General features: G+C 64.8%; 24 protein-coding genes. 18 read left to right on the top strand and 6 right to left on the bottom strand.

The features are described from left to right. Positions 1–840: a BRO family protein gene (locus AC097O_RS12225; RefSeq protein WP_479593091.1), complete on the top strand. Its 840-nt coding sequence runs from the start codon at positions 1–3 to the stop codon at positions 838–840. A gap of 188 nt (positions 841–1,028) precedes the next feature. Then, the gene (locus AC097O_RS12230) at positions 1,029–1,376 is read left to right on the top strand and encodes an HPF/RaiA family ribosome-associated protein (protein WP_479593092.1); all 348 of its coding nucleotides are present in this window, start codon (positions 1,029–1,031) and stop codon (positions 1,374–1,376) included. A gap of 1 nt (position 1,377) precedes the next feature. Here the strand turns inward: AC097O_RS12230 and AC097O_RS12235 are convergent, their stop codons facing one another. Next, the gene (locus tag AC097O_RS12235; RefSeq protein ID WP_479593093.1) at positions 1,378–2,169 is read right to left on the bottom strand and encodes a transglutaminase-like domain-containing protein; all 792 of its coding nucleotides are present in this window, start codon (positions 2,167–2,169) and stop codon (positions 1,378–1,380) included. A gap of 153 nt (positions 2,170–2,322) precedes the next feature. On the opposite strand from AC097O_RS12235, the gene AC097O_RS12240 reads away from it, so the two are divergent. The 6 genes from AC097O_RS12240 to radA all read left to right on the top strand — a co-directional run bounded on the left by AC097O_RS12240 (position 2,323) and on the right by radA (position 9,626). Further along, positions 2,323–3,528, top strand: coding sequence for an MFS transporter (locus AC097O_RS12240; protein WP_479593094.1), 1,206 nt, complete (start codon positions 2,323–2,325; stop codon positions 3,526–3,528). Between the two features lie 68 nt (positions 3,529–3,596). Then, positions 3,597–4,775 carry an MFS transporter gene (locus AC097O_RS12245; protein WP_479593095.1) on the top strand — a complete coding sequence of 393 codons (1,179 nt, stop codon included), beginning with the start codon at positions 3,597–3,599 and terminating at the stop codon, positions 4,773–4,775. Positions 4,776–4,790: 15 nt separating this feature from the next. Beyond that, the gene (locus AC097O_RS12250; RefSeq protein ID WP_479593096.1) at positions 4,791–5,441 is read left to right on the top strand and encodes a glutathione S-transferase family protein; all 651 of its coding nucleotides are present in this window, start codon (positions 4,791–4,793) and stop codon (positions 5,439–5,441) included. Positions 5,442–5,730: 289 nt separating this feature from the next. Then, positions 5,731–6,177 carry a hypothetical protein gene (locus AC097O_RS12255; protein WP_479593097.1) on the top strand — a complete coding sequence of 149 codons (447 nt, stop codon included), beginning with the start codon at positions 5,731–5,733 and terminating at the stop codon, positions 6,175–6,177. A gap of 268 nt (positions 6,178–6,445) precedes the next feature. After that, positions 6,446–8,173: an RNA-binding domain-containing protein gene (locus AC097O_RS12260; RefSeq protein WP_479593098.1), complete on the top strand. Its 1,728-nt coding sequence runs from the start codon at positions 6,446–6,448 to the stop codon at positions 8,171–8,173. Between the two features lie 82 nt (positions 8,174–8,255). Then, on the top strand, positions 8,256–9,626 hold the full coding sequence (radA, locus tag AC097O_RS12265; RefSeq protein WP_479593099.1) for a DNA repair protein RadA: 1,371 nt from the start codon (positions 8,256–8,258) through the stop codon (positions 9,624–9,626). 4 nt (positions 9,627–9,630) lie between these two features. Here radA and AC097O_RS12270 read toward each other — a convergent pair whose 3' ends face one another. Further along, positions 9,631–11,079 (bottom strand): rhodanese-like domain-containing protein, encoded by a 1,449-nt coding sequence (locus tag AC097O_RS12270; protein WP_479593100.1) that lies wholly within the window; start codon positions 11,077–11,079, stop codon positions 9,631–9,633. Positions 11,080–11,311: 232 nt separating this feature from the next. Here AC097O_RS12270 and AC097O_RS12275 point away from each other — a divergent pair, with 232 nt between their 5' ends. Genes AC097O_RS12275 through waaF form a run of 10 tightly spaced genes read left to right on the top strand, consistent with a single transcriptional unit; the run spans position 11,312 to position 18,065 of the window. Beyond that, positions 11,312–11,659 carry a hypothetical protein gene (locus AC097O_RS12275; protein ID WP_479593101.1) on the top strand — a complete coding sequence of 116 codons (348 nt, stop codon included), beginning with the start codon at positions 11,312–11,314 and terminating at the stop codon, positions 11,657–11,659. A gap of 52 nt (positions 11,660–11,711) precedes the next feature. Further along, entirely contained in the window at positions 11,712–12,113 is a 402-nt protein-coding gene (locus tag AC097O_RS12280; RefSeq protein WP_479589219.1) for a DUF1924 domain-containing protein, read from the top strand. A gap of 23 nt (positions 12,114–12,136) precedes the next feature. Continuing rightward, positions 12,137–12,643: a diheme cytochrome c gene (locus AC097O_RS12285; RefSeq protein ID WP_479589220.1), complete on the top strand. Its 507-nt coding sequence runs from the start codon at positions 12,137–12,139 to the stop codon at positions 12,641–12,643. Between the two features lie 11 nt (positions 12,644–12,654). Then, a complete protein-coding gene (locus AC097O_RS12290) occupies positions 12,655–13,377 on the top strand; it encodes a cytochrome b/b6 domain-containing protein (protein ID WP_479593102.1) in 723 nt (240 codons plus the stop codon). Positions 13,378–13,431: 54 nt separating this feature from the next. Then, positions 13,432–14,097, top strand: coding sequence for a winged helix-turn-helix domain-containing protein (locus tag AC097O_RS12295; RefSeq protein ID WP_479593103.1), 666 nt, complete (start codon positions 13,432–13,434; stop codon positions 14,095–14,097). Further along, positions 14,094–15,407, top strand: a complete 1,314-nt coding sequence (locus AC097O_RS12300) for an ATP-binding protein (protein WP_479593104.1) — start codon at positions 14,094–14,096, stop codon at positions 15,405–15,407. The genes AC097O_RS12295 and AC097O_RS12300 overlap by 4 nt, the downstream gene beginning before the upstream one ends. A 12-nt stretch (positions 15,408–15,419) precedes the next feature. Continuing rightward, positions 15,420–15,842 carry a glycerate kinase gene (locus AC097O_RS12305; protein WP_479593105.1) on the top strand — a complete coding sequence of 141 codons (423 nt, stop codon included), beginning with the start codon at positions 15,420–15,422 and terminating at the stop codon, positions 15,840–15,842. 40 nt (positions 15,843–15,882) lie between these two features. Further along, positions 15,883–16,833 (top strand): branched-chain amino acid transaminase, encoded by a 951-nt coding sequence (locus AC097O_RS12310; protein ID WP_479593106.1) that lies wholly within the window; start codon positions 15,883–15,885, stop codon positions 16,831–16,833. A gap of 2 nt (positions 16,834–16,835) precedes the next feature. Further along, complete coding sequence (locus tag AC097O_RS12315; protein WP_295952761.1) at positions 16,836–17,033, top strand: zinc-finger domain-containing protein; 198 nt, start codon at positions 16,836–16,838, stop codon at positions 17,031–17,033. A gap of 33 nt (positions 17,034–17,066) precedes the next feature. Further along, positions 17,067–18,065 carry a lipopolysaccharide heptosyltransferase II gene (gene waaF, locus AC097O_RS12320; RefSeq protein ID WP_479593191.1) on the top strand — a complete coding sequence of 333 codons (999 nt, stop codon included), beginning with the start codon at positions 17,067–17,069 and terminating at the stop codon, positions 18,063–18,065. Here waaF and AC097O_RS12325 read toward each other — a convergent pair. The 4 genes from AC097O_RS12325 to AC097O_RS12340 all read right to left on the bottom strand — a co-directional run bounded on the left by AC097O_RS12325 (position 18,062) and on the right by AC097O_RS12340 (position 21,151). Then, entirely contained in the window at positions 18,062–18,784 is a 723-nt protein-coding gene (locus AC097O_RS12325) for an RES family NAD+ phosphorylase (protein ID WP_479593107.1), read from the bottom strand. The genes waaF and AC097O_RS12325 overlap by 4 nt on opposite strands. Then, on the bottom strand, positions 18,781–19,164 hold the full coding sequence (locus AC097O_RS12330) for an MbcA/ParS/Xre antitoxin family protein (RefSeq protein ID WP_479593108.1): 384 nt from the start codon (positions 19,162–19,164) through the stop codon (positions 18,781–18,783). The genes AC097O_RS12325 and AC097O_RS12330 overlap by 4 nt, the downstream gene beginning before the upstream one ends. A 159-nt stretch (positions 19,165–19,323) precedes the next feature. Next, positions 19,324–20,346, bottom strand: a complete 1,023-nt coding sequence (locus AC097O_RS12335) for a GGDEF domain-containing protein (protein ID WP_479593109.1) — start codon at positions 20,344–20,346, stop codon at positions 19,324–19,326. Then, positions 20,324–21,151 carry an alpha/beta fold hydrolase gene (locus tag AC097O_RS12340; RefSeq protein ID WP_479593110.1) on the bottom strand — a complete coding sequence of 276 codons (828 nt, stop codon included), beginning with the start codon at positions 21,149–21,151 and terminating at the stop codon, positions 20,324–20,326. Before AC097O_RS12340 ends, AC097O_RS12335 begins: the two co-directional genes overlap by 23 nt. Between the last annotated feature and the right edge of the window lie 68 nt (positions 21,152–21,219).

Below are 21,219 nucleotides of genomic sequence, written 5' to 3' on the forward strand. Positions count from 1 at the left end.
ATGGCAATACTCCCTAGCGATTTCGACGGCCAGGCGATCCGGCGCGTGTACGACGAGGCGACCGAGGTGTGGTGGTTTTCGGTGATCGATATCGTGCAGGTGCTGACCGACAGCGCCAATGCACGCGACTACTGGTTCAAGATGAAACAGCGTGTGCTGCAAGAAGACGGCACCCAACTGTCGACAATTTGTCGACAGTTGAAAATGCCCGCCGCCGACGGCAAGCTGCGTTTGACGGATGCCGCTACCGCCCAAAGCCTGCTGCGCATCGTCCAGTCCATCCCCAGCCCCAAAGCCGAGCCCATCAAACTCTGGTTGGCCAAGGTCGGCTACGAGCGCATGCAGGAAATGGCCGATCCCGCCCAATCGCTGGACCGCGCCCGCCAAACCTGGCAACAGCATGGCCGCAGCGACAAGTGGATTCAGCAGCGCATGACCGGCCAGGAAACGCGCAACAAACTCACCGACTTCTGGCGCGAGCACGACATCAAAGAGGGCCAGGAATTCGCCATCCTTACCAACATCATCCACCAGGAGTGGACCGGCGTGAGCGTGAAGGAGCACAAGGAAAAGAAGGGCCTGAAAAGCCAGAACCTGCGCGACCACATGACCGAAGCCGAGCTCATCTTCACCGCCCTGGCCGAGCTGTCCACCCGCCAAATCGCCGAAAACGTGGATGCCACCGGCCTCACCGAAAACAAGGGGGCCGCCCAGGCCGGTGGCCGCATCGCCCGCCAGGCCCGCCAGCAGCTGGAAAACCAAACCGGCAAGTCCATCATTTCGCCCGACAACTACCTGCCGCCGGTGGCCAAGAAGTTGAAGGCGGGGCCGAAGTCGTAGGCATTCCCCGCCCGTCGATGCACCATAAAAATAGCACCCAGCGCCTACCAAATAAGCACAAGTAGCTATTAAAAAAATAGCGCGCATAATGGACCTTGGGGCACTTTGGGGGAACTCACAGGCCCCCAAGGGCTCTATCTAGCAGCCAGGGCCGTATCAGCGCTCTGCCACAACACCAAGGAGACTCCATGCAAATCCAGTTCAACACCGACCACAACATCGAAGGCCACGAAGGCCTGGCCACCCACGTGACCGGCGTGGTGCAGCACGCGCTGGCGCGGCTCAGCCCGCACATCACCCGCGTGGAAGTGCACCTGAGCGACGAGAACAGCGACAAAAGCAGCCGCCAGGACAAGCGCTGCATGCTCGAAGCCCGCCTGGAAGGCCGCCCGCCCGTGGCCGTGACGCACCATGCCGACACGCTGCACAAGGCGGTGGACGGCGCGGCCGACAAACTCACCCGCAAGATCGACGACCTGCTGCACAAGCAGCACGACCAAAAGACGCGCGGCGAATCGCTCGTTTTACCGGAGTAATTTATCCAGCCAGCAGGTCCACCGTGACCTGCATCTGCTGCACCTCCAGCGGCGCACTGCCGTAGTCGGAGATAAACGCCACATCCGCCGCGTCGCGCCCGTAGGCCAGCACGATGCGCCCGCCGCGCGGCTGGGCCTGGGTGGCATCGAAGGTGTACCAGCGGCCCCCCACAAACACCTCGAACCAGGCGTGCAGGTCCATCGGATCCAGCCCGTACAGGTAGCCCACCACGATGCGCGCGGGCAGGCGCAGGCTGCGGCACAGGGCGATGCCCACATGTGCAAAGTCGCGGCACACGCCTGCGCCCTGCGACAGCGTGTCCAGCGCATCGGTGGTGGCGGTGCTCACGCCGTACTGGTAGGTGAGGTGGGTGTGGATCCAGGCGCGGATGGCTTCGGCCTGGTCGTAGCCCGGTGCCACACTGCCCACGATGCCCAGCGCCCGTTCGGCCATCTTGTCCGACGGGCAGTAGCGGCTTTGCAGCAGATAGATCAGCACGTTGTCGGGCAGAAGCTGCATGGGGGTGGGGGCGGTTTGCGGGGCAACGGCAATGTCGGCATCCACGTTGGCGGTGACCGACAAGGCCATCTGCGTGGGGCCGGGCGTTAGCACCATGCGCTGGCACAGGTTGCCATAGACATCGGTGTAGTCCACCCGCGGCACCCAGGGTTGCACCTCGAAGTTTTCCTGCACGATGTGCTGGGCCTCGCCGTGGCAGGCCCGCAGCATGGCGACCAGAGGGCATTCGCCCGCGTTGTGGACCTGCAAGGTGCAGGTGGCAGTGAGTTGCATGCGTGGAGCTCCCAAAAAATACAGCCAGCTTAGACCTGCAGGTGTGACAGGGATGTAGGAGAAGGGCGCTTTATTTGACCAGGCCGGGGCCGGTGACCTGGTGGGCCAGATTCAGGGACACTTGCTGCATTCAATCACGCAAGGATGTGCCCCATGGCCATGGATTCCGCCCCTTCTCACCACCCCGCTGCCGAAATGTCTGGCGGGCTGGTGCTGCTGCTGGCCGTGGGCACCGGGCTGGCGGTGGCTGCGCTGTACTACAGCCAGCCCATGCTGGGCGTGCTGGCGGGCGAGTTCCAGGCCACACCGGGCTCCATCGGCCTGGTGCCGACGCTGACGCAACTGGGCTACGCGTCGGGTCTGATCCTGCTGGCCCCGCTGGGCGACCGGTTTGACCGCCGCCGCATCATTCTGGGCAAGGCGGCCATTTTGTGCATCGCGTTGCTGGCGGCGGCGATGGCACCGTCGCTGGGCGTGCTGCTGGCGGCCAGCCTGGCGATTGGCATCTCGGCCACCTTGGCGCAAGACATCGTGCCCGCCGCCGCCACGCTGGCACCCGAGGCCAACCGGGGCAAGACCGTGGGCATGGTGATGACCGGGCTGCTGCTGGGCATTTTGCTGTCGCGCGTGGTGTCGGGCTTTGTGGCCGAGCACGCGGGCTGGCGCGGCATGTTCGGGGTGGCAGCGCTCAGCATCGCGATGCTGGGCGTGGCATTGTGGCGCGGCCTGCCGCGCTTTGCGCCCACCACGCAGATGCCCTACCTGGCTCTGATGGGCAGCCTGTTCACACTGTTGCAGCGCCACGCTGGTTTGCGCCGCGCCGTGCTGGCCCAGGGGATGCTGAGCCTGGGGTTCAGCGCGTTCTGGTCCACGCTGGCGGTGATGCTGCATGCCGCGCCCTTCCATCTGGGCAGTGCCGCCGCCGGGGCGTTTGGCCTGGCGGGGGCTGCCGGTGCACTGGCCGCGCCGCTGGCAGGCAAGGTGGCCGACCGCCGTGGCCCCGAGGTGGTGACGCGCATCGGCGCGGGCCTGGTGGTGGCAGCATTTGTCGCCATGGCTATCGGTAGCCTGGACGGCGGCGGCCCGCTGTGGCTGATCGCCGTGGGCGCGCTGGTGTTCGACCTGGGCATGCAGGCCAGCCTGATCGCCCACCAGACCATCGTTTACGGTCTGGAGCCCGCCGCCCGCAGCCGCCTGAACGCGGTGCTGATGGGCGGCAGTTTCATCGGCATGGCCAGCGGTGCCTGGCTGGGCAGCCAGGCCCTGGCGCAATGGGGCTGGCCGGGCGTGTGTGGCATGGCGGCCTTGGCGGGTGGGGTGGCGCTGGCGGTGCGGTTATGGCCCAAAAACCAGGCATAGAATGAGCCATCCGTGCTTATTCCATAAGCGCAAGCAGCTATATTTTTAGAAGCACTTCCTTTTTGTACATGGCCCCACTGACCACCACCCACTGGCCCCGCGTTCTCACCCTGTGGCTGTGCGGCGTGGCGGCGGCGATGCAGTTTTCCAAGGTGTCGTTTGCCTTCCAGGCCCTGCAGACCACCTACGGTGCCACGCCTGCGGCCATGGGCTGGATTTTGTCTACCGTGGGCATGGTGGGGCTGGTGTTGGGCGTGACGATGGGCCTGTGTGCCCCGGCCATCGGCTACCGGCGCTTGCTGCTGGTGGGCATGGGGCTGGGGGCGGTGCTGGCCGGGGTGCATGCGCTGGAGCCGCCGTTTGCGTTGCTGTGGTTCACGCGGCTGTTGGAAGGCGTGTCGCAGCTGGCGGTGGTGGTGGCCGCGCCCACGCTGATCATGCAGCACAGCGCGCCGCAGCACCGCGCCATCGCCATGGGGCTGTGGAGCACGTTCGTGGGGGTGGCGTTTGCGCTCACGGCGGCGGGCGGGGGCTGGGTGCTGGCGCACTGGCAGCTCAGCGGGCTGATGCAAGTGCATGCGCTAGCGATGGCGTTGATGGGTGCCATGGTGCTGTGGCAGCTGCCCCGCGACAGCGCCAACACACAGCCCTGGCCCGCGCTGGCACGCCTGCCGCAGCTGCATGCGCGCATCTACAGCCAGTGGGCCACTGCCCTGCCGGGCTGCTGCTTTTTCTTCTACACCGCTACCGCCATCGCCTTGCTGACCTTTATTCCGCCCTACGCCGGGGCCGACCGCGCCTGGCTGGCGGTGCTGCTGCCGCTGCTCAGCATTGGCGGCAACTTTCTGGCGGGCTGGTTGGCGCAGTCGGTAATGCGCCCTTCCACGCTGGTGCCGCTGGCGTTTGCGGGCATGGCCGCCGCCGGGCTGGCGCTAGGGCTGTGCCTGTGGCAGGGCTTCGCAATTGCACCGGTGGCCTTGCTGTTGATGGCGCTGGTGGGCCTGGCGGGCGGGGCCGCGTTTGCGCTGGTTCCGTACTTGAGCGACGCGCCCCCCGTGCAGGCCCGTGCCACCGGGGCGGTGGCGCAAATGGGCAACTTGGGCTCCACGATTGGCCCGCCGGTGTTTGCCTACGCCATCGCCAGCATGGGCCCGATGGGCCTGGTGCTGCCGCTGCTGGTGTTTGCGCTGGCCGGTTTAAGCTTGGCCACCTGGGGCATCCGCCAGCACCACCGCCAGGCCCCCTAACTATTCTTAACCACCATGCTGCAACTCCACTACGCCCCCAGTACCGCCGCCATGGCACCGCACATCCTGCTGGAAGAAATCGGCCTGCCGTTTGAACTGCTGCTGGTCGACACCAGCGCAGGCGCGCACAAGGCCCCGGCCTACCTGGCACTCAACCCCAACGGCCTGGTGCCGGTGCTGACCGACGGCGACCTGGTGCTGTTCGAGTCCGCCGCCATCTGCCTGCACCTGTGCGACAGCCACCCTGCCGCAGGCCTGGCCCCAGCGGTGGGCACGGTGGAGCGCGCCCATTTCTACAAGTGGCTGGTGTGGATGACCAACACCCTGCAAAGCACGCTGATCGCCTACTTCTACCCGCACCGCCTGGTGAACCCCGGCAACACCGCCGGTGCCGCCGAGGTAAAAGCCCAGGCCGAACACCGCGTCGGCGGCCTGCTGGCGCAGCTCGATGCCGAGTTGGCCCGCCACGGCGGCCCCTGGCTGCTGGGCCCCACCTACTCCGCGCTGGATGCCTACGCCCTGATGCTGTGCCGCTGGACCCGCAACTTCACCAGCGCCCCGGCCCGCACCTACCCGCACCTGGGGCCGTACCTGCAAGCGGTGCTGGCGCGTCCGGCGGTGCAACGGGTGTTTGCCACGGAGCAGTTGGCGCAGCCTTGGGTTTGATTTTGTAGATAAAAAGTGCTGCTAGCGCTGATGGAATGGGCGGGAGCAGCTACGAAAATAATAGTTTTGCGAGTGGCCCTCTTTTGAAGGGACAGTGCCGCCGCGTGGGTGTGGCGAAGCTTCGGCGGGCTATAGTGGTTCGGCGCTTTGCCTGCAAGGTTTGTCGGGGTTTTTAACTCTGTATATAAACTGGATCACCCTACGGGAAGCAAATCTGCAAGCTACTTTCAGGAGATTTCGATGGATGATTTAAACCACAGGGTTTGCGGTGTAAAGCAAGTTTCGTGACGTGAATACCGCCCTTGTCGAAAACTTAGCAACTCGAATGCGGGCAGCGTTGGAAGCGATACCGATCGACGAGTTACCTAATTCAATGTCGAGCTTTCCCGCCGGTTCCTGTAGCGACGTTTGCCTTCTGCTTGGAGCCTATCTAGCGGACAACGGCTTACTCGGGTTTGAGTACGTATCAGGTGAGCGAGGAAGCAAGATTGACAACACTTGGACCTCGCACGTCTGGCTCGCAAGCGGTGATCTGATCGTCGATATCACAGCCGATCAATTCTCGGATGGGCCAGGCAAAGTGATCGTTGCTCAAGGCTCAGAATGGCATAAAACTTTCGATGTTGATCACATATCTTCATCCGACTTTCGAGCCTGGCAGGGTCTAGGAACGTATCACTTTCCCTCTATGTACGCACGCCTTCTCGCAACACTTATCAGTGAGTCGCCTACGTGAAGCCGACGCCAGACCCCTCATGTCAAACGTGAGTTGCCTCCCCCACTTGCCACGCACCTGATTCTTACGCGGCAATAAGTACAGCGTAGCAACCATCTTTGGATAAAAAGTGCCGCTAGCGCTTATGGAATAGGCGCTAGCAGCTCCTAAAACAATAGCTACTGTGTTTTTACACAGCCTTCGGCTATAGTTCCGGGATGGCCAAAGACAAGACGATGCATTTCCAGCGCGGGTGCTGCCCATGACGGATTCTTCTGCGCAGCTGGAAATGCTGGCGCGTTTGTGCGCCTTGCCGCGTGAAGGGAGTACGGTCGAATTCAAGTCCAACCTAGATGCGTCTGCCGATATCGGGCAGTATCTTTCTGCGCTGGCAAACGCGGCGGCGTTGCAGGGGCACGAACGGGCTTGGCTGGTGTGGGGCGTGGCAGACGGCTCGCACGCTATCAACGGCACCACCTTCAACCCCTTCCTGCGTAAGGAGGGCAACCAGTCGCTGACCATGTGGTTGCAGCACATGACTTCACCGCGCGCAGATTTTCAGTTCCACGGGCTGACTCTGCCGCAAGGCCAGGTTGTGATGCTGGAGATCCACCCCGCCCGCAGCGCGCCGATTGCGTTCCAAAACCAACGTTACATCCGCATCGACAGCCATAAAACCAAGCTGTCAGAACACCCGGACAAAGAGGCCCGTTTGTGGGCCATGTTGGGCCAGAAAGACGATTGGTCGGGTGAGCTGGTGCCTGGCGCGGGATTGAGCGACCTGGACCCGCTGGCACTGGATGCCGCCCGCAAGCGCTTCACCGAATACCTGCTGAAAAGTGAGTCGAACACTGAGCGCCATGCGCAAATTCGCGAGGAGGTCGCCGGCTACGACGTACCCACTTTGCTGAACAAGGCACGCATTACCAAGCAGGGACGGATCACCCGTTCGGCGCTGCTGCTTTTGGGGCGTGACGAAGCCGCACATTTTTTGTCACCCGTGGATGCCAAGATCAGCTGGATATTGCGCGACGCGGGCAACCGCACCGAGTCGTCACAGCACTTTGGCATTCCCTTGCTGCTTGCCACAGAAAAAGTATGTGCACAGATCCGCAATGTGACGATCGAGCACATGCCCGATGGCACCTTGTTTCCGACGGCGGTGCCACGCTACGACGCATGGGTGATGCGTGAGGCCTTGCACAACGCGGTGGCCCACCAGGACTATCGGTTAGGGGGAAAGATCAACGTGGTGGAACACCCGGAGCGGCTGGTGTTGGGTAACCTGGGCCAGTTCATTCCTCCCAGTGTGGAATGGATGCTGGAGCAGCAATCGCCACCAGAGCACTACCGCAACCAGTGGCTGATCGATGGGATGATCCGCTTGCGCATGATTGACCAGGTGGGCAGTGGTATCCGCCGCATGTTCGAGACGCAGCGAGAGCGGTTTTTCCCCATGCCAGACTATGTGTTGGAGGGGGCAGACAACGGTCGACCCCGTGTCGAACTGTCCATTCCCGGCCAGATTCTGGATATCCAATACACCCAGTTGCTGATGCAACGCAGCGATCTGGACTTGCGGCAGGTGTTTTGGTTGGACCAGGTGCAAAGGCGGCATGTTCTTGCGCCCGAGCCGGTGCGCGCGCTCAAGGCACTCAAGCTGATAGAAGGGCGTTCGCCCAACTACTTTATTTCGGCCAAGGTGGCCGCGTGGACCGACCAGAAGGCGCGGTACATCCATAACCGGGGGTTGGACGATAGTTATTACCAACAGTTGGTAGTGGACTATTTGCTTCAGTATGGCCAGGCCACCCGCCGCGAATTGGACGACCTGGTGCTGGCCAAGCTACCCGATGTATTGGACAGCACACAAAGGCAAAACAAGGTGCGCAACCTGTTGCAGGCCATGCGACGCCAAGGCCAAATCCTCCGAACCGGCCCCAGGGCGGCACCCATTTGGATGCCCGTCACATCTTCAGAACCCTTTGCTAAAGCCACGAAAGCTAGCAAAGCCTAGTAAAGAAAATTGCGTTAAGCCTTTGATTTAGTTCATTACTTTGCGTCTTAGCAAACAAATCGGGTGACCCCCTCCCACTTTTATGGCCAAAGACAAAACCATCTACACCTGCAACGAATGCGGCGGTACCTGCCCGAAGTGGTTGGGCAAGTGCCCGCACTGCCAGGCCTGGAACACGCTGATCGAATCCGTGGCCGAGCCGGTGGCGGCCAGCAAGAACAACCGCTTCGCTGCCCTGGCCAAAACCGCCGAGGTCATGGCCCTGGCCGACATTGAAGCGACGGACATGGACCGCACGCCCACCGGCCTGGACGAGCTGGACCGGGTGCTGGGCGGCGGCATCGTGGAAGGCGGCGTGGTGCTGATCGGCGGCGACCCCGGCATCGGCAAATCTACGCTGCTGCTGCAGGCGCTGGATGCGCTGCAACGCTCGGGCCAGAAGACGCTGTACGTGACCGGCGAGGAGAGCGGGGCGCAGGTGGCGTTGCGCTCGCGCCGCTTGGGTATCGTGAATAGCCAGGTGCAGGTGCTGGCCGAAATCCAGCTGGAAAAAATCCTCAGTACGCTGCAAACCCACCGCCCACACATCGCGGTGATCGACTCGATCCAGACCGTCTATTCCGACCAGCTCACCTCGGCCCCTGGCTCGGTGGCGCAGGTGCGCGAATGCGCGGCGCACCTCACGCGCGCGGCCAAGGCCAGCGGCGTGGCCATCGTGCTGGTGGGTCACGTCACCAAAGAGGGCGCGCTGGCCGGGCCGCGCGTGCTGGAGCACATGGTGGACACGGTGCTGTACTTCGAGGGCGACACCCACAGCAGCTTTCGGCTGGTGCGCGCCATCAAGAACCGCTTTGGCGCGGTGAACGAGATAGGGGTGTTCGCCATGACCGAGCACGGCCTGAAGGGCGTGAGCAACCCCAGCGCCATCTTTTTGAGCCAGCACCCCGAGCCGGTGCCTGGCAGCTGCGTGATGGTGACGCTGGAAGGCACGCGCCCGCTGCTGGTCGAGATCCAGGCGCTGGTGGACAGCGGGGGCCCCAGCCCGCGCCGCCTGAGCGTGGGCCTGGACAAGGACCGCCTGGCCATGCTGCTGGCCGTGCTGCACCGCCACGCGGGCATTGCCTGCATGGACCAGGACGTGTTCGTCAACGCGGTGGGTGGCGTGCGCATCAGCGAACCTGCCGCCGACTTGGCCGTGCTGCTGGCCATTACCTCCAGCCTGCGCGGCAAGCCGTTGCCCAAGGGTTTCATCGCCTTTGGCGAGGTGGGTCTGGCCGGTGAAGTGCGTCCCGCCCCGCGCGGCCAGGAGCGCCTGAAAGAAGCCGCCAAGCTGGGCTTCAGCGTGGCCATCGTGCCCAAGGCCAACGCCCCCAAAAAACCCATCGAAGGCCTGACCATCCACGCCGTGGAGCGGGTGGAGCAGGCGATGGAGGTGGTGCGCGGGCTGGCGTGATGCCTTAGTTGGCGACAGCCCGCACCGTGGTCAGTGCCGAGGGCAGGCCCGCTCTCTTCCAGGACTCCATGCCGCCGCGGTACCACAGCACCTGGGTATAGCCCGCTTGCTTGGCGCGCAGTGCGGCGTTGGCGGACAACCAGTTGCGCCCGTTACCAAAAATCACCAGCGGCTGCTCGGTATCGGGTGCCAGTTGTTTCAGCAGCGCGATAAATCGGTAATTAAACATGGAGTCCAGCTCCGGGCTGTCATAGGCATTGCCGCCAAAAAACAGGGTCGATGCGCTGGGAATGGTTTCATCGGTACCGCCAACGTCGATGGCTACAGGCGGCGTGTCGGACTTCAGCATGCGGGCCAGCGCCTGGGTGCCGATGGTTTGCACACCCTGGATCTGCATGGGCGGCACGTCGATGGGCTTTTCGGTGCGGTAGGCCTTGGCGGTGCCAAAGCCGCCGCCAAACTCTTCGCTGGCATAAAACTTTTCGGTCGGCACCTGGAGCTGCGCGAGCTTGGCACGGTGCTCGGCCTCGGTATAGAAATGCCGCAGGTCATAACCATTGGCCAGTGCTGCGGTGCAAAGCCGCACCGGGCGGTCTGGAAGATGGTTACAGGCATAGACGGCCACCACCACCGCCTTGAGGATATGGGGTTGCTGAGACGACACACCCACACCCGTGCCGACTTCGCGTACCGCCAAAGCCTTGCTTTCGTCCAGAGTCTGGAGCGCGTTGATGTTGTCTTTGCAAGGCCTGCTGACGCAGTGTTGCTGGGCGGCAGCGTCCAGGTAGGCAATCGGGTTGTCCAGCAAAACTGTTTGCGCACGGCCCAGCAGTTGGGTGGACGGCCTAAACGCGCTGGGCAACGCCAGCGTGACCAGGTCATTGTGGGTGATGACACCCAGGCTGAGTGCATCCGCATTCCGATAGTCCGTGCAATTGGGGCGAGGAGTTTGGCCCGCCTTGCAATGGAAGATGGGTGCGCGGGGGTTGCGGATGTTGTCCGGCACCACCATGAGCCCGCTGTTGTCGTCCATCTGGTAGAGGGCGGTGTTCATGATGTTGGCATTGAACTTCTCACCCATGGCCGTTTTCAGCAACGCAAAGATCTGGGTATTGGCCTGCACCTGCAGCGATCCGTTGTGGGGGTCGTGCGCACCATGGATGCCGATGTAGGTCAACCCAGGGTTGAATGCGTTTGAAAACCTCCGCTCCTTGCCGCCCATGAACAGCAAGGAGCACGCGGAGTTGCAATAACCCGCTGCCACGGTCTTATAGCCCTTGTCGGCAATCACCTTGCTGATGCTCAGGCCATCCCACAGACTGCCGCCGGGCGAATTAACCAGTACCACGGTGTCCACGGCAGGATCGGCAAAGGCCTGGTTGAATTTCAACCAGTCGTCGCCTCCTACCGGACCGGTCGCAAATAGCTGGTTGCCCTGCTTTTCAAGCGTCATTCCTTGCGCATGAAACGACAGCAGTATCCAAAAAACAGACAAAAACGCGCGTATTGATCGTGGCATAGGCTGGCACATGGTCTCTGGTTGGTGGTGTGAATCCACAAACACTGTATCGCGTCGCACAGCCTGACCATCCACGCGGTGGAGCGGGTGGTGCGGGTGGAGCAGGCGATGGAAGTGGTGCGTTCTTTGGCGTAGGATGGTTCGTGCGTTCACCGCACCCCCACCCATGGACTGGCTTCAAAAACTCCCCTCCACCTGCCGGTCCCCGGCGGGCTGGGAGTGGGCTATCTGGCGCAAGCTGCCGGTGGTGTTGCTGGTCGGCACCGTGGCGCCGATTGCGGGCTGGTGCCTGTGGTACGCGTCCATGGCGGGCGATACCGCTGCCGAACTGCGCCGGGTGCAGATGGTGGGCTACGCGGTGGTGGGTGCGGTGCTGTTCCATTGGACAGCGGTGCTCACCGTAGGCATTGGCTGCGCCATCGTGATGCTGATGAAGGGCCCCGGCTATGTGGCCGATGGTTTTCCGGTGTCGCACAGCGACCAGCCCCGGGATGCGTCGCTGGATCGTTTGTAGACCTTAAGTTTTCGATAATCTGCGCTTCCTACCATGGCTGCATGGAGGACGCATGGACATCTTGACTTCAATCGCCCGCGGGCTGCTGTGGGGCGCACTGGCCTGGGCCCCGTGGGCGCTGGCCACCACACCCACTGAGCAACTGGCAGGCTACACCGCCCAGGCAGGTGCGCCCGCCCAGGCCGCACGCGGGCAGCAGCTGTTCACCACCCGCCACGGCAAAGAGTGGACCTGCGCCTCGTGCCACACGGCATCGCCCACGGTGGACGGCCAACACGCCAGCACCGGCAAGTCCATCGCCGCGCTGGCACCGGCCTTCAACCCCCAACGTTTCACCGATGCCGCCAAGACCGAAAAATGGTTTCGCCGCAACTGCAATGACGTGTTGGCGCGTGAATGCAGCGCTACCGAAAAAGCCGATGTGCTGGCCTGGCTGATGGCGCTAAAGCGTTGAACCCCCTTCTCGGAGATACCACCATGCACCATCTTTTCGCCCACCGCTGCGCCCTGGCACTGGGGGCTACGCTGTTGTCTTGGGGCACCTGGGCCGATTCCCGCGTGCCCATGCCCGCGCCCTTGCCCAAGTTCCAGCAGGAATGCGTGGCCTGCCACATCGCCTATCCACCGGGCATGCTGCCTGCGGCTTCGTGGAAGCACTTGATGGGTTCGCTGGGCCAGCACTACGGCACCGACGCTTCGCTGGACGAAGCCAGCGTGCGCGAGATCAGCACCTGGCTGCAGACCCACGCCGGCACCTACAAGCGCGTGAGCGCGCCGCCGCCACAAGACCGCATCACGCAGTCGGACTGGTTCATCCGCAAACACCGCGAGCTGGACCCGGCCATCTGGAAACAGTCGGCTGTGAAGAGCGCGGCCAACTGCATGCCCTGCCACACCCGCGCCGATACCGGCAGTTTCCGCGAATCGGAAATCACTTTCCCCAAAGGCCTGGATGCGCGCTTTCGGCGCAACTGGGACGACTGAAGGAGCTCCCCATGAACGCAATGACCCCATCGTCTGCCGCCGCATCCAGCGGCCCCACCCCACCCCGTACCCGCCGGGTGGTGGACGCGCCCACCCGCGTCTTCCACTGGCTGTTTGCCCTGAGCTTTGTGGGGGCCTACCTCACCGCCGATGGCGAGGGCTGGCGCATGTTGCACGTCACCTTGGGCTACACCCTGGCCGGTTTGTTGGCTTTTCGGGTGGTGTATGGGCTGGTCGGCCCCCGCCAGGCCCGTTTGTCGCTGCTGTGGCGCAAGCTGGCGGGCCTGCCACGGTGGCTGGCCTCTGTGGCATCGCTGCAAGCCGTGGATGGCCGCCAGGCGCAGAACCTGGCCATGGCGGTAGCGGTGGCAGGCCTGTTGGTGCTGGCCTTGCCGTTGACCCTGTCGGGCTATGCCACCTACAGCGAGTGGGGCGACTGGTTGGGCGAGGTGCATGAATTTTTTGGCAACGCCTTTCTGGCGCTGGTGCTGGGCCACCTGGCGGTGATGCTGGCCCTGAGTGTGCTGCGCCGCAAGAACGTGGCCCGCAACATGCTGACCGGGCAGGTCGAAGGCCCCGGGCCTGACCTGGCGCAGCGTAACCATGGGCTGCTGGCCGCCTTGCTTTTGGTGGCGGTGCTGGCCTTCTGGTCGTGGCAGTGGCAGCAGTCGCCGAACGGTCTGGTGTCTGGCCCAAATGGGAGCGCTATCGGCACAGAAGATGACGCAGATTAAGGTCTTGGCGGTCGCAGTGCCCGAATATTTGCCCAAAAGCAAAGGCGGCTGACGATGCGCATCCTGTTGGCGGAAGACGATGCCCTGCTGGGCGATGGCCTGCGTGCCGGTTTGCGGCAGCTGGGCTTCCAGGTGGACTGGGTGCGTGACGGCCTGGCCGCCGAGCGCGAACTGGCTACCGGCATGTATGCGGCAGCGGTGCTGGATCTGGGCCTGCCACTGCAGGACGGACTGGTGGTACTGCACACCCTGCGCCAGCGCCGCATTGCCACACCGGTGCTGGTGCTGACGGCCCGCGACACCGTACCCGAGCGCATCCAGGGCCTGGACCTGGGGGCCGACGACTACGTGGTCAAACCGGTCGACCTGCACGAGCTGGGCGCACGCCTACGCAGCCTGGTGCGCCGCGCGCATGGCCAGTTGCAAGAACACTTGTGCAGCGGCCCGGTGCAGCTGGACCCGGCGGCGCGGCAGGTGCGGGTGCACGGCGAGACCGTGGCCCTGTCGCTGCGGGAATTCGATGTGCTGCACACGCTGATGCGCAATGCGGGCCGCGTGCTGTCGCGCGAACAGTTGCAGCAGCAGATGTACAGCTGGGGGCAGGAGGTGGAGAGCAACGCCATCGAGGTGCATATCCACCACCTGCGCCGCAAGCTGGCGGTCGACCTGGTGCAGACCGTGCGCGGCGTGGGCTACACCGTGCCGCGCGATCCGGCATGAAAGCCCGCTCGCTGCAAACCCGCCTGCTGGCCGGGGTGCTGGGGCTGGTGATGGTGGTGTGGCTGGGCGCGGCGGTAGCCACCTGGTTCGATGCCCGCCACGAACTCGACGAGCTGCTCGACAGCCACCTGGCCCAGGCCGCGTCCTTGCTGGTGGCGCAGCAGATCTCGCCCTATGACGATGGCCCTGCCATGGATGCACCGTTGGCGCACCGCTACGCTTCGCGCGTGGCCTTCCAGGTGTTCCACGAGGGCGCGCTGGTGGTCCGCTCGGCCAATGCACCTGCGGCACCCATGGCACCGTTGGTGGCGGGGTTTAGCACGGTGCGGATGCCGCAGGGCCGCGAATGGCGGGTGTTTGCCAGCGTCCAGCGCGCGCGCGATGTCTACGTGCTGGTGGGCGAAGAAACGGCGGCACGCGGCGACATCCTGCAGGCCATTTTGCGCAGCATGCTGCTGCCGCTGGCCTTTGCCCTGCCGCTGCTGGCCGTAGGGGGCTGGTGGGCGGTGCGCCAGGGTTTGCAGCCGCTGCGCCAGCCACAGGCCCTGGAGCCGGTGCAGATCGCCGACCTGCCGCCCGAAATGCGGCCCATGGTGCAGGCCTTGAACGGCCTGCTGGAGCGCATTGCCCGCATGCGGGAATCCGAGCGCCGCTTCACCGCCGATGCCGCCCACGAACTGCGCACCCCGATGGCCGCCATCCGCGCCCAGGCCCAGGTGGCGTTGGGGGCTGGGGCCGATGCCGACCAGCGCCAGCACGCGCTGCGCGCCACCCTGGAAGGCTGCGACCGTGCCACCCGGCTGGTCGGGCAACTGCTGACCCTGGCGCGCCTGGAGGCCACCGGCACCCTGCCCAGCGACACGCTGGACCTGTGCGCCGTGGCCCGCAGCACCGCCGCCGACCTGGCACCCGCTGCGCTGCAGCGCCAGCAGACCCTGGAGCTGGAGGCCGATACCGCCTGCACCGTGCCGGGCGATGCGGTGCTGGCCGGGGTGCTGGTGCGCAACCTGGTGGACAACGCCTTGCGCTACAGCCCGTCGGGGGCCCGCATCCAGATCCGCGTGGCGCAGGAGGGTGGGCAGACCCTGCTGCAGGTGGAAGACAGCGGCCCGGGCATGGCCGAGGCCGACATGGCCCACCTGGGCGAGCGCTTTTACCGGCCCCTGGGCCAGGAGCAGCCCGGCAGCGGACTGGGCTGGTCCATCGTCCAGCGCGTGACCGAAGTGCTGGGCGCGCAGGTGCAGGTGGGCCGATCGGCGCGCCTGGGCGGGCTGGCGGTGGGGGTTCGCTGGTCGCCGGGCCGGGTCTGACAAAATCCCGGCATGCAATTTCAAAAAATCCTGGTTCCGGTGGGCGTTATCGCCTTGGTGGTGGTGGCGTACCGTGAATATTCCTGGGCCGGGGTGGCCATGGCGTTGAGCCTGCTGGTCACCTGGATCCTGCTGCATTTCAGCCGCATGCTGCAGGTGATGAAGCGCGCCGCCAACCGGCCCATCGGCACGGTGGCCAGCGCGGTGATGCTCAATGCCAAGCTGCGCCCCGGCGTGACCCTGCTGCACGTGGTGGCCATGACCAAGTCGCTGGGTGCGCTGCAATCCCCCAAAGACACCCAGCCCGAACTCTTCCGCTGGACCGATGCCAGCGCCTCGCACGTGACCTGCACCTTCGCCGGTGGCAAGCTGGTGGAATGGCAACTGCTGCGCCCCGCGCCAGACGGTGCCGAACCCACCCCGCCCAGCCCGTAAAATCCGCCACCACCCCCACAACCCTCCCCTAGGAACCGCCATGTCCCCGCTACCCCCTTCGATGTCTGACCGCGACGGCAAAATCTGGATGGACGGCCAGATGGTCGAGTGGCGTGATGCCAAGATCCACGTGCTCACGCACACCCTGCACTACGGCTGCGGCGCGTTCGAAGGCGTGCGGGCCTACAACACCGTCAACGGCCCGGCCATCTTCCGCCTGCAGGAGCACACCGAACGCCTGTTCAACAGCGCCAAGATCCTGCGCATGCAGATCCCGTTCACGCAAGCAGAAGTGAACGACGCGCAATGCGCCGTGATCCGCGAAAACAAGCTCGAATCCGGCTACCTGCGCCCGCTGACCTGGATTGGCGACAAGAAGCTGGGCGTGTCCCCCAAAGGCAACACCATCCACCTGATGGTCGCCGCCTGGCCCTGGGGAGCCTACCTGGGCGAAGAGGGCATGAAGCGCGGCATTCGCGTGAAGATCAGCAGCTACACCCGCCACCACGTCAACATCACCATGACCCAGGCCAAGGCGGTGAGCAACTACACCAACTCCATCCTGGCCAACATGGAAGCCGTGGACGACGGTTACGACGAAGCCATGCTGCTCGATGCCAGCGGTTTTGTCAGCGAAGGCGCGGGCGAGAACCTGTTTGTGGTCAAGGGCGGCGTGGTCTACACCCCCGATTTGTCCGCTGGTGCGCTCAACGGCATCACCCGCAACACCGTGTTCCACATCTGCAAGGACCTGGGCCTGGAAGTGGTGCAAAAGCGCATCACCCGCGACGAGGTCTACATCGCCGACGAAGCCTTTTTCACCGGCACCGCCGCCGAAGTCACGCCCATCCGCGAACTCGACCGCATCGCACTTGGTAAAGACGACTACGTCGGCAGCCGCGGCCCGATCACCGAAAAAATCCAAAGCGCCTTCTTTGACATCGTCAACGGCCGCAACCCCAAGTACAGCCACTGGCTCACGAAAGTCTGAACATGTCCATCGAACTCCTAGCCAAAGACCTGAACGCCCAAGGCGGCGTGTTCTGTCCCAGCCAAAAAGCCCACATGGCCCTGTGGAACAGCCACCCCAAGGTCTACCTCGACGTAGCCCACACCGGCGAAGCCAAGTGCCCCTACTGCGGCACGGTGTACGCGCTGAAGGCGGGCGAACACTTCGGCGGCGGACACTGAGCGGTGGAGTCAATTAATAGGGTTCTGACCCCTATTAATTCTTTGGTTATCGCCCCCCAGTGGATTGGGGACGCGGTGATGACCGAGCCGCTGATGCGCCGCCTGCAGGCGCGGGGCGAGCGGCTCACGGTGGGGGCGCTGCCCTGGGTGGCTCCGGTGTACCGGGCCATGCCGCAGGTGGCCGAGGTAATCGAGTTTCCGTTCCAGCACGGCGGCCTGCAGTGGCAGGCGCGGCGGGCCATGGCGGCGCAGCTCCAGGGCCGGTTTGACGCGGCCTATGTGCTGCCCAATTCGCTGAAAAGCGCGCTGATTCCGTTTCTGGCGCGCATTCCCCGCCGTGTGGGTTACTTCGGCGAAGCCCGCATCGGCCTGCTGACCCAGCGGCTGAAGAATCCGCCGCGTACCGAGCGTCCGCCGATGGTGGCGTTCTATTCCGCACTCAGCGGTGAAACCGGCCTGGACAGCGACCGCCCCCGCCTGCAGATGGAGCCGCGGGTAGTGGCGCAGTCGCTGGCCGACCTGGGCCTGCAGCCGGGCGGCTACGCGGTGTTTGCGCCGGGGGCCGAGTATGGTGCGGCCAAGCGCTGGCCTGCCGCCCACTTTGCCGCGCTGGCCCAGCAGTTGGACGTGCCGGTGGTGTTGCTGGGTTCGGGCAAAGAGCGGGCGCTGTGCGAGGAGATCGCCGCACCGGTCAACGCGGCCCGTCCCGGCTGGGCGCTGAATTTCGCAGGAAAAACGACGCTAGAGCAGGCACTATCGGCGATAGCAGCTACCAAAACAATAGTAAGCAACGACTCCGGCCTGATGCACGTGGCCGCCGCCTTTGGCGTGCCGCAGGTGGCCATCTTCGGCTCCAGCAGCCCGCTGCACACCCCGCCGCTGAACCCGCTGGCCCAGGTGCTGTGGCTGAAAAACGATGCCGCCTACCAGCCGCCGCTGGACTGCGCGCCCTGCTTCCAGCGCGATTGCCCGCTGGGCCACACCCGTTGCCTGGTGGACGTGGCACCCGCGCGTGTGTTGGCGGTGCTTTAAACCCAGCCTTCCGTTTCCACTTCCACCCGCTCGTGGGCGTGGCCGAAGATGAGCCGCTGGGCGCTGACCTTCAGCACCCAGGTCTCTTGCGCGTGCGGAGCCACCACGCTCAGGGCCTGCGGGTCGAACACGGCAGCGCAAAATCCGTCCGGGCTGCGGGCCGAGGGGTAGCGGATCCACTGTACCGACTGGGCCTGTGCCAGGTCGGCCAGCGCCAGGCAGGCCCGGGTGTCGCGCGGGTCGCTCCACACGGCGGCATGGTCGTGCCATGGCGGGCTTTCCAGGTTCAGGCACAGGCCGGAGACCACCGCGTGGAACAGATTCAGCGGGCCCACCAGATGACTGCCGCGCAGGCCGTCGCTGTCCGTCAGAAAGCGCCAGCGCCAGTAGCCGACTTCGGCGCAGGCCGCCTCGGGGGAATCCGCGCCGTACCAGATACCGGTGGTCTGGGCCGGGCGAAAGCGCGACGGGTGCAGCACGGTGTGGCGAAACGGGCTGGTAAGCCAGGGTTCCAGGTGCGCCGTGCCGGTGGGCAAGGGCGGCAGGCTGGCGGCCAGGATCTGCTCCAGCACCTGCAACTCGGCCAGCGTGTCCACCAGGCGCAACGCGGTCAAGCCCTCCAGGCCGTCCACGGCGCGCCAGACATCGCTTTCCAGGCCGTGTTCGTACTCGGCCAGCGATTCGGTAATCCAGGCGGGGTCGATCTCCAGCAGGCTCATACCTTGGCCCGCATGCTGTCCAGGTAGTGGGCCACCAGGACCAGGCCTTGCACGGTTTGCATCAGCTCTTTGGGTGCGCCGTTCAAGGCCTTGTTGTAGCTGCACAGCCAGACCAGGCGGTGCTGCGGGTCGCTGCCCACCATGGCATCCAGGGCGCAGCAGCTGCGTACCAGCAGTGCCGCCAGCTCGCCTTCCTTGGTGGTAGGCTGCAGCGGCCGCTCGCCAGTGCCGATGCGCGAAATCGAGGCTTCGCTCAGGCCCAGTACCTTGCCCAGCACCGTGCCGGTAAAACCCAGCAGCGAGGCCGCCTGCAGGGTGGCTTTCGCCAGGACGGTGCCGGGTTCGCAGGAAGGGAGCGCAGTGGATGCGGTAGCGGGCATGGATGCTCCTGTAGTTTCAATTGAAAGAATATCAACAAATTATGCAATTTGCAAGCGATATTCTTCCACTACCCTGCATCTTCAAATTGCTATGGTTATAGTAGCTTTTCGTGCTTATTGCGTAAGCGCTAGCTGCCGATTTGGCGCTTAACCTATCCCCTAATCGGCAAACACCGTCCGGTTGCGCCCCGCCATTTTGGCCTGGTACACAGCGGCATCCGACTGGTGCAGCAGCCGCTGCAGCAGCGCCGGGTCGTGGGCCAGGGTGGCGGTGGCCACGCCGATGCTGACGCTGATGGGCTGGTCGCCGATCCGCAGGCTGCGTACATGCTCGTGCACCCGCAGGGCGGTATGCGCGGCACCCGGGCGGTCGGCGTTGGGCAGCCACAGGGTGAATTCTTCGCCGCCGTAGCGCACCGCCAGGTCGCTGCTGCGGATGCTGGCCTGTAGCTGGCGGGCCAGGGTGGCCAGCACGCGGTCGCCTTCGTCGTGGCCGTGCCGGTCGTTCACGGCCTTGAAGTGGTCTACGTCCACCATCAGCACCGAGGCGCAAGCACCGGGGTCGGCCAGGGCCTGCCAGTGGGCCACGGCCTGGGCCAGGGCGCGGCGGTTGCCCAGGCCGGTCAGGGGGTCGGTCTGGCTGAGTTCGGCGAGTTCGCGGTTTTCGGATTCGACCACATGCGTGTGCTGGGTGAGCTGCAGGTGCATGGCCCGCAGCTCGGCGTTTGCCAGGGCCAGGTCGGCGGCCAGGCTTTGGGCGCGGGCGCGGGCCTGCACCAGCTCGGCCTCGAAGCGGCTGCGCTCCAGCGCCACAAAAAACACCCAGTAGCAGCCCTCGGTGCGGTCGTCCTGGCCAGGGGGGTCATACAGGCCGCGCTGGCAGTTGACCATCACCGGCACGCGCTGGCCCTGCGCGCCGCGCAGGTGCAGGTAGATTTCGCGCACGCCGCCCTGGTTCATCAGCATCGGCCAGACGTGGGTTTGCAAGAAGATGCGGCTGGCCGGGGGCAGCAGCACGTCCATGGCCTGCTGCTGCCACTGCGCCTCGGTGCCGCCTACCACCGCCAGCAGGTCGGCGTTGGCGGCCAGCACGCGGCCCTGCAGGTCCGTCACCAGCACCGGGCAGGGCAGCTGGTTCAGCGGGTCTGCGCAGGCCGGCTCAGGCGGCGGCAGGCTCTGCATGGGGCAGGTAGTTGCGGATCGCTTCGATCACCTCGGCTGGGTGGCTCATGTGGCCGCAGTGGCCGGTAATGTCCAGTATCTGCAGGCTGCTGCCTTGCAGATGCCGGTGCATGTAATCGCCTACCGACAGCGGTGCCAGCGCATCCACCCGGTGCTGCAACACCAGGCAGGGCCGGGTCACCTTGGGCAGGTCGGCCCGGTTGTCGGCAAAAAAAGTGGTTTGGGCAAACACCCGGGCCACCACCGGGTCGGTGGAGCAAAAGCTGTCGGTCAGCTCGGCGGTGGGCAGGCTTGCCGGGGCACCGGCGGCCTGGCCGGACACCACCGGCGCCAGGTACTGGGCCCAGCCGATGTAGTTCTGGTCCATCAGCTCCAGCAGGCCTTGCAGGTCATCGCGCTCAAAGCCGCCCTGGTAGTCGGGCGGGTGGTTCAAAAAGCAGGGCGAGGGGCCCAGCAGCACCAGCCGGTCGAACAGGCCGGGCCGGGCAATCGAGGCCAGCAGGCCGATGCTGCAGCTCACCGAGTGGCCGATGAAAGTCACGCCGCTGTGCAGCCCCAGCGCGTCGCAGACTTCCAGCAGATCCTGCGCATAGCCGTGCAGGCTGCTGTAGCGCTGGCTGTCGAAAGCCGCCAGGTCCGACTTGCCGCTGCCCACGTAGTCGAACAGCACCTGCCGGTAGCCGCTGGCAAACGCCGGGGTGATGCGGCTCCACATGGTCTGCTGGCAGCCAAAGCCGTGGGCGTACAGCAGCACCGGGCCGCTGCTGCCCAAGACGTGCACGTTGTTGCGTCGCAAGATGTCCAAAATGCACCCCAAATGCCCTGTGGATAAGCGTGCATCCTAACGTAAGGGTGGCGATTGTTGCAGTTATT

Source organism: Rhodoferax sp. LS1P39 (assembly GCF_056521425.1).